Origin of the sequence: Pantoea sp. X85, assembly GCF_029623675.1 — a bacterium.
In the GTDB taxonomy this organism is placed as follows: Bacteria; Pseudomonadota; Gammaproteobacteria; order Enterobacterales; family Enterobacteriaceae; genus Pantoea; species Pantoea leporis.
On sequence record NZ_CP121108.1, the window covers coordinates 1420484 to 1436324 of the forward strand.

At 54.4% G+C, this 15841-nt stretch carries 16 protein-coding genes; 10 read left to right on the forward strand and 6 right to left on the reverse strand.

The window, feature by feature from the left end; genetic code table 11:
- Nucleotides 1–9: 9 nt before the first annotated feature.
- Complete coding sequence (locus P6287_RS06560; RefSeq protein ID WP_277974693.1) at nucleotides 10–1671, reverse strand: methyl-accepting chemotaxis protein; 1662 nt, start codon at nucleotides 1669–1671, stop codon at nucleotides 10–12.
- 114 nt (nucleotides 1672–1785) lie between these two features.
- Between P6287_RS06560 and P6287_RS06565 the strand changes: the two genes are divergently transcribed.
- Nucleotides 1786–2235 (forward strand): DUF4385 domain-containing protein, encoded by a 450-nt coding sequence (locus P6287_RS06565; RefSeq protein ID WP_277974694.1) that lies wholly within the window; start codon nucleotides 1786–1788, stop codon nucleotides 2233–2235.
- Here the strand turns inward: P6287_RS06565 and rimO are convergent.
- Nucleotides 2232–3557: a 30S ribosomal protein S12 methylthiotransferase RimO gene (gene rimO, locus P6287_RS06570; protein ID WP_101760998.1), complete on the reverse strand. Its 1326-nt coding sequence runs from the start codon at nucleotides 3555–3557 to the stop codon at nucleotides 2232–2234. The two genes, P6287_RS06565 and rimO, sit on opposite strands and share 4 nt — an antisense overlap.
- Before the next feature lie 315 nt (nucleotides 3558–3872).
- On the opposite strand from rimO, the gene P6287_RS06575 reads away from it, so the two are divergent.
- Both P6287_RS06575 and P6287_RS06580 read left to right on the forward strand, forming a co-directional pair.
- Nucleotides 3873–4508 (forward strand): carbonic anhydrase, encoded by a 636-nt coding sequence (locus tag P6287_RS06575; RefSeq protein ID WP_101760997.1) that lies wholly within the window; start codon nucleotides 3873–3875, stop codon nucleotides 4506–4508.
- 227 nt (nucleotides 4509–4735) lie between these two features.
- Nucleotides 4736–5869 (forward strand): PQQ-dependent sugar dehydrogenase, encoded by a 1134-nt coding sequence (locus P6287_RS06580; protein WP_277974695.1) that lies wholly within the window; start codon nucleotides 4736–4738, stop codon nucleotides 5867–5869.
- A gap of 1 nt (nucleotide 5870) precedes the next feature.
- Here P6287_RS06580 and P6287_RS06585 read toward each other — a convergent pair whose 3' ends face one another.
- Nucleotides 5871–6527, reverse strand: a complete 657-nt coding sequence (locus P6287_RS06585) for an HAD family hydrolase (RefSeq protein WP_101760994.1) — start codon at nucleotides 6525–6527, stop codon at nucleotides 5871–5873.
- Nucleotides 6528–6802: 275 nt separating this feature from the next.
- Between P6287_RS06585 and P6287_RS06590 the strand changes: the two genes are divergently transcribed.
- Nucleotides 6803–8008, forward strand: coding sequence for a serine hydrolase (locus P6287_RS06590; RefSeq protein ID WP_101760993.1), 1206 nt, complete (start codon nucleotides 6803–6805; stop codon nucleotides 8006–8008).
- 66 nt (nucleotides 8009–8074) lie between these two features.
- On the opposite strand, the gene ybjG is transcribed toward P6287_RS06590, so the two are convergent.
- Entirely contained in the window at nucleotides 8075–8680 is a 606-nt protein-coding gene (gene ybjG, locus P6287_RS06595) for an undecaprenyl-diphosphate phosphatase (RefSeq protein ID WP_101760992.1), read from the reverse strand.
- A 361-nt stretch (nucleotides 8681–9041) separates the two neighbouring features.
- Nucleotides 9042–10730 carry an aspartate:alanine antiporter gene (locus P6287_RS06600; protein ID WP_277974696.1) on the reverse strand — a complete coding sequence of 563 codons (1689 nt, stop codon included), beginning with the start codon at nucleotides 10728–10730 and terminating at the stop codon, nucleotides 9042–9044.
- Between the two features lie 254 nt (nucleotides 10731–10984).
- Here P6287_RS06600 and ybjM point away from each other — a divergent pair, with 254 nt between their 5' ends.
- The gene (gene ybjM, locus P6287_RS06605; RefSeq protein WP_008102476.1) at nucleotides 10985–11356 is read left to right on the forward strand and encodes an inner membrane protein YbjM; all 372 of its coding nucleotides are present in this window, start codon (nucleotides 10985–10987) and stop codon (nucleotides 11354–11356) included.
- 33 nt (nucleotides 11357–11389) lie between these two features.
- Here the strand turns inward: ybjM and P6287_RS06610 are convergent, their stop codons facing one another.
- Complete coding sequence (locus P6287_RS06610) at nucleotides 11390–11653, reverse strand: GrxA family glutaredoxin (RefSeq protein ID WP_007887673.1); 264 nt, start codon at nucleotides 11651–11653, stop codon at nucleotides 11390–11392.
- A gap of 181 nt (nucleotides 11654–11834) precedes the next feature.
- On the opposite strand from P6287_RS06610, the gene P6287_RS06615 reads away from it, so the two are divergent.
- The 5 genes from P6287_RS06615 (at nucleotide 11835) to potF (ending at nucleotide 15794) form a co-directional block, all read left to right on the forward strand.
- Nucleotides 11835–12086 (forward strand): DUF1418 family protein, encoded by a 252-nt coding sequence (locus P6287_RS06615; protein WP_101760989.1) that lies wholly within the window; start codon nucleotides 11835–11837, stop codon nucleotides 12084–12086.
- Between the two features lie 16 nt (nucleotides 12087–12102).
- A complete protein-coding gene (gene nfsA / locus P6287_RS06620; RefSeq protein WP_101760988.1) occupies nucleotides 12103–12825 on the forward strand; it encodes an oxygen-insensitive NADPH nitroreductase in 723 nt (240 codons plus the stop codon).
- Nucleotides 12826–12842: 17 nt separating this feature from the next.
- On the forward strand, nucleotides 12843–13745 hold the full coding sequence (rimK, locus tag P6287_RS06625; protein WP_101760987.1) for a 30S ribosomal protein S6--L-glutamate ligase: 903 nt from the start codon (nucleotides 12843–12845) through the stop codon (nucleotides 13743–13745).
- Between the two features lie 87 nt (nucleotides 13746–13832).
- Nucleotides 13833–14312, forward strand: a complete 480-nt coding sequence (locus P6287_RS06630) for a YbjN domain-containing protein (RefSeq protein WP_008102469.1) — start codon at nucleotides 13833–13835, stop codon at nucleotides 14310–14312.
- Nucleotides 14313–14684: 372 nt separating this feature from the next.
- The gene (potF, locus tag P6287_RS06635; RefSeq protein WP_192413898.1) at nucleotides 14685–15794 is read left to right on the forward strand and encodes a spermidine/putrescine ABC transporter substrate-binding protein PotF; all 1110 of its coding nucleotides are present in this window, start codon (nucleotides 14685–14687) and stop codon (nucleotides 15792–15794) included.
- Nucleotides 15795–15841 lie beyond the last annotated feature (47 nt).

Below are 15841 nucleotides of genomic sequence, written 5' to 3' on the forward strand. Positions count from 1 at the left end.
ACTCCGGTCTTAGAACGTTTCCCAATTGTCATTACTGTGCGCGGCGGCAGGCTGCGCGCGGGTTGGTGTTATCACCGGTTTCACCACTTTCGCCACCGTTGCAGTCGCCTGGCGCGTGCCGGTTTTGAAGCGGGCCACCGCAGAAGAGAGGCTGCTGGCCTGCTGCTCCAGCGACGCTGAGGCGTTAGCCGATTCCTGCACCAGCGTGGCGTTCTGCTGCGTGACGCGATCCATCTCGTTCACCGCCTGACCAATCTGGTCGATGCCGCGGCTCTGCTCATCGGACGCTGAAGCAATCTCGCCCATGATATCGGTGACGCGGGTAACAGCGCTGACGATTTCCTGCATGGTTTCACCGGCGCTGCTCACCTGCTGCGAACCGGTGTTGACACGCTGCACGGAATTCTCAATCAGCAGTTTGATCTCTTTCGCCGCCTGAGCGCTGCGCTGTGCCAGATTGCGCACTTCACCCGCAACCACGGCAAAACCACGGCCCTGTTCACCGGCGCGCGCCGCTTCCACCGCCGCATTGAGCGCGAGGATATTGGTCTGGAAGGCGATGCCATCAATCACGCTGGTGATATCGGCGATTTTCTTCGAGCTGTCGGCGATATCGCGCATGGTTTTCACCACGCCATTCACCACATTGCCGCCTTTGTCGGCGGTTTCCGAGGCGGTTTTCGCCAGCTGCGTGGCCTGACGTGCGTTATCGGCGTTCTGTTTCACCGTGGCGGTCAGCTGTTCCATGCTGGCGGCGGTCTCTTCCAGCGATGCCGCTTGTTGCTCGGTGCGTGAAGAGAGATCGTTATTGCCGGTGGCAATCTCGCTGGCGCTGCCAAAAATCGCATCCGCGCTATCACGCACATTGTTAATGGTGCTGAGCAGCGACTGCTGCATATGGTTGAGGCTGGCGGCAATCGATGCCATTTCACTGCGGCCTTCCACCTGCAAACGGGCGGAGAGATCGCCGTCGGCGAAGCGCTCCATCTGCTGCTGTACCTGCTTCATCGGTGCCAGCAGGATGCGACGCACCAGAATCCACACCGCAGCCAGCAACAGCACCACAACTATCGCCATCACGGCGACCAACACCAGCATGTGCTGATAGTTATTATCATATTCCGCATTGCGCTCGGCCAGCAGCTGCACGTTGTGCTCGCGCCATTGCTTGTACGCGACTTCCAGATCGTCCTGCGCCTGCTGGGCGTCAAGGTTGCCATAGGCGGCGTAATCATTGGCTTTCAGGAACGCTGCGGACTGTTTCAGCAATTCTGCGAAGGCAGCAAATTTAGCGTCGACTACACTGGCTGAATCAGCGCTTTGTCCGGCAATGCGCGGCATGCTCTGGTAGAGGTCATAATGTTGCTTTGCTTCATCCAGTGACGCACCTGCGCTGATCAGCAATTTGTTGATGGCGGCGACGGACGCTTCATCCGTCTGTTTTTTCAGGATACGAATGGCGACGCGGTTAATGATCACGCGCGTTTTCACCAGCGTTTGCCAACCGTCGGCCAGCTCACGCTGCTGATGTGACAGCTGATTACTGGTGGTGAAATTATGCTGTCCGGTAATCAGTGATGATAAAAACAGCGAGCCGGAAATCGCCTGCATCGCGGTGAAAACCACCAATATCATCATGATGGCTGTCACAATTTTCATTCGTTTAAACATAGGTGCGTCTCTGAGGAAGTAGGCTGATATCCAGGTTATCGGTATAAAAGCAAATCGCTTAAGTGCCAGCAGGAAATAATTACGTCACGGGATGATGAGAGGCGGGAAAAACAGATGAAAGCGTTTAACTACGAGCAGGATTTCAAGCACATCAATTTTCGCCAGCAGCCAGAGCTGTATCAGGTGGGGCGCGGCGAGCAGGGCGTGCTGATGGTCGAGCCCTATAAAAGTGAGATTCTGCCGCACTGGCGTTTTCGCACCGTCGAGCTGGCAAAAGAATCTTCACAGCAGATTATGCAGCTATTTGAGGCATATCGCGCGCAGGACGATTTTGTCGGCATGGACATGGCGCGCAAATATATTCAGATGGGTTATACGCGTGCACGCCGCTACAGTAATCATCAGGGCGGGCGTAAATATGACGAGGCGGGCAACGAACTGCCGCGTACCACAGAAAAAGAGAAGGCCGCTGCGGCGGCCGTTTTCAAAGCGTGCTGGGATAGACTGCGCGCGGATACTGACTATCTGGCGCGCAAGCGTGCGCACCAGCAGAAGTATGGTTAAACGCGCGTGCCCCACAGATCGTATTCATCGGCGTGTTCCACTTTAACGCGGACCACGTCGCCGACTTTCACCTGACGATCGCCGTTCAGATAAACCGCGCCATCGATTTCCGGGGCGTCAGCCATGCTGCGTCCCACCGCGCCTTCTTCGTCCACTTCATCAATCAGCACCAGCACTTCGCGGCCGATTTTCTCCTGCAGACGTTCGCTGGAGATCTTCTGCTGCAGCTGCATGAAGCGATCAAAACGATCCTGCTTCACGTCGTCCGGTACCTGATCCGGCAGCTGGTTAGCAGTTGCGCCATCTACCGGGCTGTACTGGAAGCAGCCAACGCGATCGAGGCGCGCTTCCTGCAGGAAGTCGAGCAGCATCTGGAAATCTTCTTCGGTTTCACCGGGGAAACCGACGATAAAGGTTGAACGCAGCGTCAGCTCCGGACAGATTTCACGCCAGCGCTTAATGCGCTCCAGCGTGCGCTCTACCGCGCCGGGACGCTTCATCAGCTTGAGGATGCGCGGGCTGGCGTGCTGCAGCGGAATATCGAGGTACGGCAGAATCTTGCCTTCGGCCATCAGCGGGATCACATCATCCACATGCGGATAAGGATAAACGTAGTGCAGACGCACCCACACGCCGAGTTTGGCTAACTGCTCGCACAGGCTCACCATGCTGGTTTTCACCGGCGATCCGTTCCAGAAACCGGTGCGATGTTTAACATCCACGCCGTAAGCGGAGGTGTCTTGTGAGATTACCAGCAGCTCTTTCACGCCCGCTTCGACCAGACGTTTAGCTTCGTCGAGCACCGAACCGATTGGGCGGCTATCAAGATCGCCACGCATTGATGGAATGATGCAGAAGGTGCAGCGATGGTTGCAGCCTTCGGAAATTTTCAGGTAAGCGTAATGACGCGGCGTCAGTTTGACACCTTGCTCTGGCACTAAACTCAGGAACGGATTGTGTTCTGGTTTCGGCACATAAGTGTGCACATGCGACAGCACCTGCTCGTAGCTGTGCGGGCCAGTGATCTCCAGCACTTTCGGATGCACTTCGCGGATCTGATCCACTTTGGCACCGAGGCAACCGGTGACGATCACTTTGCCGTTCTCGTTCAGCGCTTCACCAATCGCTTCCAGAGATTCCTGTACGGCGCTGTCAATAAATCCACAGGTGTTAACGATGACGATCTCCGCATCATCGTAGCGTGGCACCACGTCATAGCCTTCAGTACGCAGCTCCGTCAGGATGCGTTCAGAGTCGACGAGGTTTTTCGGACAGCCGAGGGAGACGAACCCCACGCGCGGTGGATTTTTGACATGGCTCATAAGGATAAAAATTCATCATAATTAGTGTGGATAGGGGGGCGATTGTACAGAGGTTGCCGGGGAAAATGTATAGGCTGTGTAAGAATCTCCTTATGGGGTAACTAATGCATGATGATTGTGCTTAACTCTGTTGGCGGTGCGGCTCACTCGCTGGCGCAATGGCCCTCTGTGGCGATCCGAGTTGTGTAAGCTGGCGCCTTTTGCTTAAATGTTGGGTCGGTGAAGGTAAGTTGTTATCTTCACTGAAAATTTCAAATCGCACTGATAGTGAATCCTCACTGCCAGGGCAGAAGTGGATAATGTGAGAGCAGACATATGCAAGAGATCGTCAAAGGTTTTCTGAATTTTCAACAGAATGTGTTCCCTGAAAGGAAGGATCTTTTCAAAAGTTTGGCATCCAACCAAAATCCCAAAGCCCTGTTTATCTCCTGCTCAGACAGCCGTCTGGTGCCAGAGCTGGTGACGCAGTCGGAGCCGGGTCAGCTGTTCGTGATCCGAAACGCCGGTAATATCGTGCCACCGTTTGGTCCAGAGCCGGGCGGCGTGTCCGCAACCATTGAGTACGCGGTTGTCGCTTTGGGCGTGACCGAAATTATTATTTGTGGTCACTCTAACTGCGGTGCCATGAACGCCATTGCTTCCAATGCCGATCTCGAAACCATGCCCGCGGTCGATCACTGGTTGCACTACGCCAACGCGGCGAAAGCGGTGGTGGAAGAGCGTAACTACGATTCCGTTGAGAAGCGTCTCAACGAAATGGTGAAAGAGAACGTGATTGCGCAGCTGAACAATATCAAAACACACCCTTCCGTAGCGGTAGCGCTGCGTAAAGGCAAAATTCGCCTGCATGGATGGGTTTATGATATTGAGAGTGGCGGAATCATTGCCCTGACCAAAGGCGGTGAATCCTTTATTTCGCTGTCGGAAAACCCGGAAACCTGCTTCGAGTAATTCCGCCTAACCACCTGCATTGCAGGTGGTTATCCTCGCAACAGTGCGCCAATCACACTCAACGATCTGCGTCCGGGCATCGACGAGATGGTACGCGATGCGCTGACCTTCCCCGCACAGTAAATTCTCGCCCGGCGGCGTGCCGGGCTTAATGTTTTGTAAATCCTGCACATCCTTTGTCACGCGCTGACTACGCTTTACGGCAGACTGCGATAAAGGAGAATGCCATGCGTTTACTGCCCGCCGCGCTGCTGTTTGGCGCTTTAAGCACGTCCTTACCGTTATTCGCTGCCGATGTGCAGGTTCAGGTGCTTCAGGACAAGCTCGACCATCCGTGGTCCGTGGCTTTTCTACCCGATAATCAAACGCTGTTAATCACTGAACGATCCGGCCAGCTGCGCAGCTGGCAGCCGGGTAAAGGCTTGTCGCCACCGATCGACGGGGTGCCGAAGGTGTGGGCGAATCGTCAGGGTGGCTTGCTGGATGTGGTGCTGGCACCGGACTTCGCCGAAAGCCGCCGCGTGTGGCTCAGCTACACCACCGCCGATGCCAGCGGTCGGGCTGGTGGCGTGGTGGGTTATGGTCGCCTGAGCGATGACAACCGTCAGCTGAGTGACTTTAAAGTGGTGCTGGAGCAAACGCCGAAGCTGTCGGGCGGCGCCAATATCGGCACGCGACTGGCGTTTGATCGCCAGGGCTTTCTCTATATCGCCTTTGGTGACAACTTCGCCAGCAGCAGCGCGCAACAGCTGGATAAGCTCTCCGGTAAAATCGTGCGTCTGACCAAAGACGGTGAAATCCCGCCGGACAATCCGTTTGTTGATCGTCAAGGCGCGCGCGCGGAAATCTGGTCCTACGGCATGCGCAATCCGCAAGGGCTGGCGCTCAATCCGTGGACGCAGCAAATGTGGGAAAGCGAACACGGCCCGCGCGGTGGTGATGAGGTCAACATCCCCGAGAAAGGCAAGAATTACGGCTGGCCGCTGGCGACGCACGGCATTGATTACAGCGGGCAGAAAGTGCCGGAAGCAAAGGGCAGTGAAGTGGAAGGCACTGAGCAACCGCTGCATCTCTGGAAAGTCTCGCCGGCCATCAGCGGCATGGCGTTCTACAACAGCGCGCGTTTCCCGCAGTGGAAAAATTCCCTGTTTATTGGTGCGCTGAAAGAGAAGAGTTTGATTCGCTTGCAGGTCAACGGCGAGAAAGTGGTGGAGGAGCAGAGATTGCTGGAAAATCGTGGCGAACGTATTCGAGATGTGCGTCAAGGCCCGGATGGTTATCTGTACGTGCTAACCGATGAATCCAACGGCAAGCTGCTGAAAGTGGGGCTGCCAGACACAGCCAGCGCCCCACGCGGTTAAATTAGCGAGCCCAGTTACACACTTCCCATCCGCGCTGTTGTGCTTCCTGCAGCAGCAGCGGATTGGGATTGACCACCCACGCATGATCGGCATGTGCCAGCAGCGGTAAATCATTCATCGAATCGCTGTAAGCCCAGGTGCGTTCAAAGCGTTGATCTTGCTGTAACGCTTTCCAGTCACTGAGGCGTGTCACTTTACCTTCACGATAGGTCATGGTGCCGTAGGTTTGTCCGCTGTAGCGTTCATCCACCACTTCCACGCCAATCGCCAGCGCGCCGTGTACACCAAGGCGTTCGGCGATGGGCACCGCAAGATGATCGCCGCTGGCGGTGATGATCATTACCGTGTCGCCGCGCTGCTGGTGCCACGCAATACGCTCGCGGGCGGCAGGGAACACGCGCGGCATGATGTCGCGATGGATAAAGCGGCGTACCCAGCCTTCAACGGTCATCGTTGCCATGCCGGCGAGTGGCGCCAGCGTGGTGTTCATATACTCTTCAATGGATAACGTACCGGTGTGATATTGCTCCATCAGGATTTTCTCCTGCTGGATGATCTCTTCGGGGGCAAAGCCCTGTGAAACCAACCAGCGCAGCCAGAGGCTGGTGCTGTCTTCACAAATCAGGGTTTCGTCCAAATCGAAAATGGCTAAGTCCATCGCGGCTCTCCTCAGGCTGACTGAGTTCAGGTTAGCGGAAATTTGTGACTGGCTTAACCGTTCTGCGAAAAATCGGAATTACACGCAAATTTTTTCGGAAGTCAGATGGGCAAAAGTGGCGGCGCTGCGCGGTTGGTGCCAGGGTTACTCTAATAAACTCTATAAAACTTTACGATTGAGCGGTTTTTTTCGCTGGCCTGAACCGTTAGCGTGGGGCAAGACATGTCTTGCCTGCAAGAAAACCGAGATTTAACAAGGACAATCTGGTCACGCTCATGAGAAAAAACACCTTCGCTTCTGTCTGGCGGCCGTTGGCTGCGTCTTCACTTCTGTTACTCTTTATCCCCGCAGCCACCCTGGCTGAACAGGCACCTGCGGCACCGCAAATTGACGCCAAAGCCTGGATTTTAATGGATTACAACAGCGGCAAAGTGTTGGCGGAATCTAATGCCGATCAACGCCTCGATCCCGCCAGTTTGACCAAAATGATGACCAGCTATGTGGTCGGCCAGGCGCTGAAATCGGGCAAGATTCACAACGATGACATGGTTACCATCGGCCAGGATGCGTGGGCAACCGGCAATCCCAAGCTGCGCGGCTCATCGCTAATGTTCCTTAAGCCCGGCGATCGCATTCCGGTCTCTGAGCTGAATAAAGGTGTGGTGATTCAATCCGGCAACGATGCCTGTATCGCGCTGGCTGATTATGTCGCGGGCAGCCAGGATTCGTTTATCGGGTTGATGAACAACTACGTCAAGGCCTTTGGCCTGCAAAACACCCACTTTATGACGGTACACGGCCTGGACGCCGAAGGGCAGTACAGCACCGCGCGTGATATGGCGATTATCGGCCAGCGCCTGATTAGCGATGTACCGGAAGAGTATGCGATCAACAGCGAAAAAGAGTTCACCTTCAATAAGATTAAGCAGATGAACCGCAACCGTCTGCTGTGGAGCACCAATCTCAAGGTGGATGGCATTAAAACCGGTCACACCTCCGGCGCGGGTAACAATCTGGTGGCGTCGGCAACCGAAGGCGATATGCGGCTGATTTCCGTGGTGCTCGGTGCGGCGACCGATGCCACGCGTTTCCGCGAAAGTGAGAAGTTGCTGACGTGGGGCTTCCGCTTCTATGAAACCGTGACGCCGATTAAGGCCGATAAACCGTTTGCGCAGCAGCGCGTTTGGTTTGGCGATCGCAGCCAGGTCAATCTTGGCGTCGCAAAAGACGCCGCGATCACCGTACCAAAAGGGCAGATGAAAAACCTCAAGGCCAGCTTTACCCTGAATTCACCGCAGCTGGAAGCGCCGCTGGAGAAGAATCAGGTGGTGGGCACTATCGATTTCCAGCTGGATGGCAAAACCATTGAGCAACGTCCGCTGGTGACGATGGAAGCGGTGCCGGAAGGTGGCTTTGTTGGCCGCATTTGGGATTTCATCATGATGAAATTCCACGGCTGGTTCGGGAAGTGGTTTAGTTGAGACAAAAACGGTGCGCTTGATGCGCACCGTTTTTTACAGGCTCGTCATTAATGGCGACCCCATCGCTTACTCACGAATCCACCCTTTCTTAATCGGCATGGCGAACAGCGCGCGATACACCTGATGCGTAAACGCCAGCATGCGTTCGCCATACAGCTGCCACGCCATGTGCGACGCCAGACAACCCAGCAAGCCAACCAGGAATCCGCCCAGCATATCCAGCGGCCAGTGCACGCCAAGATAGACGCGTGACCAGGCGATGGCGCTGCCTATCACCAGCAACACCACACCTGACCAAAGGCGATGCCAGAAGATAAATGCCAGCGCAAAGGTGAAAATGGTGGTGCCGTGATCGCTCGGATAGGAATCATCAGGTCGGTGTGACAGTAACTGATGGCCAAAACCAATAGCGAACGGACGCGGATGCGGCAGCAACTGGCCGACGCACCACGAAATGCTCAGCGCATACAGCAGCGCCATGCCGGTTTTTAGCACCAGCTCGCGTTGAGACTGCACCTGATCGCGCGGTCCCCACAGCCACAGCGCCACAATCAGCAGTGGTACGATGGCGATCACATCTTTGGCGATAAAAGTCGCCAGAGTGATCAGCCACTGCGGTGAATCCTCTGTAGCGTTAATCCATAAAAAGAGCGTGTGGTTCAATGCTTCCATCACGATTCCTTGTCCTCGTCTTGTTTACCCGAAAAACAGCAGAGCAAAATTGTCTGCAAAATAAAGCTGATAGCCTAGAAGCGTCCGAACCAGTAATAAATAGTCGCGCTCTTAATCTTATCGCGGGTTGTTGGAGTGTTTAACTTTGATGAAAGTTGCATGAAGATTTAAAAAATCGACATCAGAGTGGCAGGATGGAATCTTTATTTGAGGAGAACCTTAAGCGGCAGAATGGCAGCCATAAAAAAACCCGCAAGTCAGTGACCGGCGGGCTCCACAATTTGGGGATTTCAAAGAAAAGCAGTGGCACTTATTCAGACTGCGACCCCAGAAGAAAGTTCTGGACAGCGCAAAAATATTTTTATAAAGGCAAAAGCGGCCAGATTATCACGATCAGGGTACCGGCCAGCGTCAGCAAAACATTCGCGATCGCATATGTTCCTGCATAGCCCAAGGCTGGGATGCTGCTGCGCGCGGTATCGCTGATGATCTCCATCGCTGGCGCACAGGTGCGCGCGCCCATGATGGCACCAAACAGCAGCGCGCGGTTCATACGCAGCACGTAAGCGCCGAACAGATAGCAAATCACCACCGGCAGCAAACTCACCAGCAAGCCACTTAGCAGCATCAACGCGCCGGCGCTGCCGAATCCGTGCTGCAAGCCGCTGCCCGCGCTCAGACCTACGCCCGCCATAAACACCATCAGGCCAAACTCTTTCACCATCGTCAGCGCACCCTGCGGGATGTAGCCAAATGTAGGATGGTTAGCGCGCATAAAGCCCAGCATGATGCCTGCGAACAACAATCCAGCGGCGTTACCGATGCCGAAGCTGAAATTGCTGAACTGGAAGGTGATCATCCCGACCATCAAGCCGACGATAAAGAAGGCGCAGAAGGCCAGCAGATCGGTGATTTGGCTGTGAATGGCGATAAAGCCAATGCGATCGGCCAGGCTTTTCACGCGACGCGCTTCGCCGCTTACCTGCAGCACATCGCCTTTGTTTAGCATAATGCTGTCATCGATCGGCATTTCGATTTGGCTGCGAATCACCCGGTTGAGGAAGCAGCCGTGATCGGTCAGTTTGAGATGACTCAGGCGCTTGTTCACCGCGTTGTGATTTTTCACCACAATCTCTTCGGTGACGATGCGCATATCCAGCAGGTCACGGTCGAACACCTCTTTGCCGTTACGGAAACTGGGATCAAGACGCGCGTGCGCATCGGGATAGCCCACCAGCGAGATATCGTCGCCCAGCTGCAGCATCGCGTCACCGTCCGGGCTGGCGAGAATACCGTTACGGCGCAAACGCTCGATGTAGCAGCCGGTCTGGCGATGAATGCCCAGCTCGCGCAGGTTTTTACCGCCGCTCCACTCCACCAGTTCCGGACCCACGCGATACGCGCGGATCACCGGTAGAAACACTTTGCGCTGGCTATCAGCGTCGAGGCCGCGCTCGCGCGCGATTTGCTGCGCGCAAGTCGGCAGATCCTGATGCTGCAGGCGCGGCAGATAGCGGGCGCCAAAAATCAGGCTGACTAAACCTACCAGATAGGTGAGGGCATATCCGAGGCTGAGGTTGTCCTGCATCAAGGTGAGCTGATGGCTGTCGCTGATGCTTTGCCGCAACGTATCGCCAGCACCCACCAGCACCGGCGTTGAGGTCATTGAACCGGCCAACATGCCCGCGGTTAAACCAATATCCCAGCCGAATACTTTGCCGAGCGTCAGGGCGATTAACAGCGCGCTGACAACCATGACAATCGCCAGAAAGAAGTAGTTTTTACCGTCGCGGAAAAATATCGAGAAAAAGTTAGGCCCGGCTTCCACGCCAACACAAAAAATAAACAACATAAAGCCAAGACTTAATGCGTCAGTATTAATGGCGAAATGCTGTTGACCTAAAATCAACGAAACAACCAGGACTCCAATGGAATTACCGAGTTGGATCGAACCGAGGCGTAATTTACCTAAGCAGAGTCCGAGAGCTAAAACGACAAATAATAACAGAACGTCATTTCCGCTTAACAATTCTGCGACGTTAATGTTCACGGTTTAACTTCTTCTTAACCTGTAACCAGTTGATGAGAGGGACTTTTTTCGCTATCTTGTGCCGAACGTTAAGGTTCTTGCAACAAAAGCGTTCAAGCCGAAATCTAAAGCGGCGTCATTCTAATCATAATTAACACCCTCAGCTATCGGCAGTTTTCATTCCTTTCGCCTCCAGCTGTTTCTTTTTATTTCCAGTCGTGCGCATCAGGGCAGTAAAAGTTTCATAATTGTTAACGTCAAAGTTGAGGATAATTATGTTGCAGCGCAATAATCGCTGGCCAGCATCCATTCTGGGCGTGATGCTTTATACGCTGGTGTTTATTTATGCACATCATTTCTGGGCCGCCGCCAGTGAACAAGCCGTACGCGGACAGCCAGAATTACTGCTGTTTTTACTGCCGGGATGTTTGATGGCGCTACTGCAGCCGGAAAGTCCGCTTATCAGCACCTTGTGGGTCGCGCTAGGCGGTACGCTGCTGGGTATGATGTGGTTGATGCTGGCGGTGCCAATGACGCACAGCGGCTTGTTGATTGTGGCCTGGAGTTTGAGTGCGCTGTTTTGGGCGGGCTGTGGTGCGCTGCTGGTGCGCTTGCTGCGGATTATGCTGGCGATGCGAGCCGAATAGCACCTGCAAAAACGGGCCCGCAGGCCCGTTCTCTTAGGCTTCGATACCCAGGTTTTCTTTGGTCCAGGCAGCGAATTCGGTGTAGCCACCAATGTGCTGATCGTCGAGGAAAATCTGCGGCACGGTCGTAACCGGCTTGCCGGCACGGGCTTCCAGATCGGCTTTAGTAATGCCGGTGGCCTGAATATCCACGTATTGATAGTTAAAGTCGTCGCGCTCGCTGGTCAGCTTAGCCGCCAACTCTTTCGCACGTACGCAGTAAGGGCAGCTAGAACGGCCAAAAATCACTGCAATCATTGCTTCTCTCCTTCCGCTGCTGTTTTGTGACTAGAATCACATCACAGCGTGAATAATGCGTCACATCATGCCCGCCCATCCTGCTTAAAGGAAGAAGAATATACCTGTTACTCTAATACTTACCGCCTATACATTGGGTAAAATGCGGCTAACGCTGAAAGAACAATCAAGGAACCATCGCATGCGTAATCTCGCCACATTACCCAAACCCGTGTTGCTACTCGAAGTGCTCGGCGTGCTTGCCGTGATTGGCGCCTTGTTGCTTACCAACGATTGGGTGAGCGCACCTGATTTCATCGCCAAAAAGCCGCTGGCGACGCTGCTGTTTTTTCTTGGTATCGCGCTGATGCTGCCTGCCGCATGGATGATGATGTGGCGCACGGCGAAGGCGATGGCCCCGCAATTGTTCAATCATTCCAACAAAAAGAAGTAACCACCGGAGAGAATTTATGACGCCGACTATCGATTTACTGTGCAGCCACCGTTCCATTCGCGCTTTTACCGAACAGGGCATTGACGAGGCGCAACGCAGCGCCATCATTGCAGCGGCACAAGCGGCTTCGACCTCCAGCTTTTTACAGTGCTCCTCAATTATTCGTATCACCGATCCCGCTAAGCGCGAGCAGCTGGTCCAGCTGACCGGCGGCCAGCCTTGGGTCAGCGCAGCGGCGGAGTTTTGGGTGTTCTGCGCGGATTTCAATCGTCATCAACAGATCTGCCCGGATGCGCAACTGGGGCGTGCTGAACAGCTGCTGCTCGGTTGCGTTGATACCGCGCTAATGGCGCAAAATGCCATGGTGGCGGCGGAATCGCTGGGCCTTGGCGGCGTATTTATTGGCGGGATTCGCAACAGCATCGCTGAAGTGACCGAGCTGCTTGAACTGCCGAAGTTTGTGCTGCCGCTGTTCGGCTTCTGCATCGGTCATCCGGCTGATACACCCGATGTTAAACCCCGCATGCCGCACGCGATGCTGGTACATGAAAACCGCTATCATGCAGTCGATAAAAATCTGTTGGCGCAATACGATGAGCAAATTACCGCCTATTATCAGCAGCGTGATAGCAACCAGCGTTCCGAAACCTGGAGTCAGCTGATTCAGCGTCTGATTATCAAAGAAACGCGTCCCTTCATACTGGATTACCTGCATCAGCAGGGCTGGGCGACGCGCTAAGCACAAGGAACTCTTTAATGAAAATGGCCATTCTCACTCGCGATGGATCGATCTATTCGTGTAAGCGTCTGCGCGACGCCGCGGAGGAGCGTGGCCATCAAGTGCAGATGATCGATCCGCTCTCCTGCTACATGAACATCAATTCCGATTCGCCCGCAGTGCACTACCGCGGCGAGGCGCTGGGGCATTTTGATGCGGTGATCCCGCGCATTGGCACCGCTACCACTTTTTATGGCACTGCGGTGCTGCGCCAGTTTGAGGTGCGCGGCAGCTACCCCCTCAATGAATCGGTGGCGATTACCCGCGCGCGCGACAAACTGCGTTCGCTGCAGCTGCTGGCGCGTGAGGGCATTGATATGCCGATCACCGGTTTTGCTTCTTCGCCGGATGATACTGATGATTTGATCGCGATGGTGGGCGGTGCGCCGCTGGTGGTGAAACTGGTGGAGGGCACACAGGGCATCGGTGTGGTGCTGGCGGAAACGCGGCAGGCAGCGGAGAGCGTGATTGACGCTTTTCGTGGCCTCAATGCCCATATTCTGGTGCAGGAGTTCATCAAGGAAGCGCAAGGACGCGATATTCGCTGCCTGGTGATTGGCAATGAAGTGGTGGCAGCGATTGAGCGCGAGGCGAAAGAGGGCGATTTTCGCTCCAATCTGCATCGCGGCGGCAAAGCGCGTGCGGTGGAGATCACTGAACAGGAGCGCAAAATCGCGGTGAAAGCCGCCTGCACGCTGGGGCTGGAAGTGGCCGGTGTGGATATCCTGCGCGCCCAACGTGGTCCGCTGGTTATGGAGGTAAACGCCTCACCGGGACTGGAAGGGATTGAGGGCGTTACCGGTTTAGATATCGCCACCATGATGATCACGTGGATTGAGCAGCACGCTTGCCCCGGCTATCGTCCTAAAACCGGCGGCTAACCGGCGCTTTTCAGCGGTTTTCGTGGCATCCAGATCGGTTTTTCCGTAAGCTAAGGCGCTTATTTCTTCACCCCACAGGATATTACGATGGATTCACTGGTCGTTCCGGACATTGACGTACTGCGTCGCTGGCTGGATCAACAAAATATCACCTGGTTCGAATGCGATGCCTGTCAGGCACTGCACCTGCCGCACATGCAGAATTTTGACGGGGTGTTTGATGCAAAAATTGACCTGGTGGATAACGTTATCCTCTTCTCCGCGCTGGCAGAAGTAAAACCGACGGCGCTGATTCCGCTGGTGGGCGATCTCTCGCAGATCAATGCCAGTTCGCTAACGATTAAAGCCTTTGTTGATATTCAGGACGACAATCTGCCGAAGCTGATTGTCTGCCAGTCGATCAGTACCAGCGCCGGATTAACCTTCGGGCAGTTCTCACACTTTATGAAGCAGAGTGAAGAGGGCGTTTCTATGGTAATCATGGAAGCCTTTGCTAACCACCTGCTGGTGGTTGAAGAAGAAGAGGAGCGACAGCCGAGCTCCAGCAGCCACGCGATGCTGCACTGAGTTCCCCGCCTCGCTAACTGCCGCTTTTTGCGGCAGTTTTCATTTTTGCCCCACCACTTTTTATTCTGCACTTTGCCCTTTATTGCCAGATATTAGTCGTGCTTTATGCCACTAGTGCCAAACCCCATAGCAGAAACATGCATAACTCATCGCAAAAAGGCGTTTTTTAAGCTGGGATCTGGTGAAGGTGGTGCGGGGGGGCTATTCTTGCGGGGCTGCTTGAGACGTGCAACCTCAGCGCAGGTATAGGTTTTTGCTATTAAACTCCCGCTGAATATTGATTCATTGTGTGCCTGTGATTTAACAGAAAACGCAACGTCCGGATCGCCGTGTATGCAGCGTTGTGATGACCCGCTCAGGAGGAAGTAAAACATGTTCAACCAACGTCAAAAATGGTTGTCAGGTGTGGTTGCTGGTGCATTGATGGCTGCGGCCGGCGGTGTGCAGGCCGAAGGCAGTACGGTACATGTGTATAACTGGTCCGATTATATCGCGGCGGATACCGTGCCGAACTTCGAAAAGCAGACCGGCGATAAAGTGGTGTATGACGTCTTTGATTCTAACGAAGTGTTGGAAGGCAAATTAATGGCGGGCAGTACCGGCTACGACGTGGTGGTGCCGTCGTCCAGCTTCCTCGCGCGTCAGCTGCAATCCGGCGTATTCCAGGAGCTGGATAAGAGCAAGCTGCCAAACTACAAAAACCTTGATCCCGAACTGATGAAGAAACTGGAGCAGCACGATCCGGGTAACAAATTTGCGATTCCTTATCTGTGGGGCACCACCGGCATCGGCTATAACGTCGATAAAGTAAAAGCCGCACTGGGCAAAGATGTGCCGCTGGATAGCTGGGATTTGGTGCTGAAACCGGAAAACCTGGAAAAACTGAAAGGCTGCGGGGTTTCCTTCCTTGATGCGCCGGAAGAGATTTTCGCTACTGTGCTGAACTACCTTGGCAAAGATCCTAACAGCTCTGACGCGAAAGATTACTCTGGCGCAGCGACTGATTTGCTGCTGAAACTGCGTCCGAACATCCGTTACTTCCACTCGTCGCAGTACATCAACGACCTGGCGAACGGCAACATCTGCGTAGCGATTGGCTGGTCGGGCGATATTCTGCAGGCGAAAGATCGTGCGGACAAAGCCAACAACGGCGTGCATGTCGGCTATATCGTACCAAAGCAGGGCGCACTGGCATTCTTTGACATGTTCGCGATTCCAAAAGACGCGAAAAATGTGGAAGGCGCCTACCAATTCCTTAATTACATGATGGATCCCAAAGTCATCGCTGACGTTTCCAACAACATGAACTACGCCAACGGTAACAAAGCCTCGCTGCCGTTGATCAATGCGGACGTGCGCAACAATCCGGGCATTTTCCCAACGCCGGATGCCATGGCCAAACTGTTTGTGCTCAAGGTCCAGGATCCGAAACTGGATCGTGTGCGCACCCGTGCATGGACTAAAGTAAAAAGTGGTAAGTAATTCGTTCTGAACGATTATTGCCTGAAGACGACAGCAGAGGCGCAGTA

Coding starts and splice junctions, on each gene's coding strand:
- P6287_RS06565 (WP_277974694.1), top strand. CDS start 1,786: ATGAAAGCGTTTAACTACGAGCAGGATTTCAAGCACATCAATTTTCGC.
- P6287_RS06580 (WP_277974695.1), top strand. CDS start 4,736: ATGCGTTTACTGCCCGCCGCGCTGCTGTTTGGCGCTTTAAGCACGTCC.
- P6287_RS06560 (WP_277974693.1), bottom strand. CDS start 1,671: ATGTTTAAACGAATGAAAATTGTGACAGCCATCATGATGATATTGGTG.
- P6287_RS06615 (WP_101760989.1), top strand. CDS start 11,835: ATGCGTAATCTCGCCACATTACCCAAACCCGTGTTGCTACTCGAAGTG.
- P6287_RS06590 (WP_101760993.1), top strand. CDS start 6,803: ATGAGAAAAAACACCTTCGCTTCTGTCTGGCGGCCGTTGGCTGCGTCT.
- P6287_RS06630 (WP_008102469.1), top strand. CDS start 13,833: ATGGATTCACTGGTCGTTCCGGACATTGACGTACTGCGTCGCTGGCTG.
- P6287_RS06575 (WP_101760997.1), top strand. CDS start 3,873: ATGCAAGAGATCGTCAAAGGTTTTCTGAATTTTCAACAGAATGTGTTC.
- ybjG (WP_101760992.1), bottom strand. CDS start 8,680: ATGGAAGCATTGAACCACACGCTCTTTTTATGGATTAACGCTACAGAG.
- P6287_RS06585 (WP_101760994.1), bottom strand. CDS start 6,527: ATGGACTTAGCCATTTTCGATTTGGACGAAACCCTGATTTGTGAAGAC.
- rimO (WP_101760998.1), bottom strand. CDS start 3,557: ATGAGCCATGTCAAAAATCCACCGCGCGTGGGGTTCGTCTCCCTCGGC.
- potF (WP_192413898.1), top strand. CDS start 14,685: ATGTTCAACCAACGTCAAAAATGGTTGTCAGGTGTGGTTGCTGGTGCA.
- P6287_RS06610 (WP_007887673.1), bottom strand. CDS start 11,653: ATGATTGCAGTGATTTTTGGCCGTTCTAGCTGCCCTTACTGCGTACGT.
- nfsA (WP_101760988.1), top strand. CDS start 12,103: ATGACGCCGACTATCGATTTACTGTGCAGCCACCGTTCCATTCGCGCT.
- rimK (WP_101760987.1), top strand. CDS start 12,843: ATGAAAATGGCCATTCTCACTCGCGATGGATCGATCTATTCGTGTAAG.
- ybjM (WP_008102476.1), top strand. CDS start 10,985: ATGTTGCAGCGCAATAATCGCTGGCCAGCATCCATTCTGGGCGTGATG.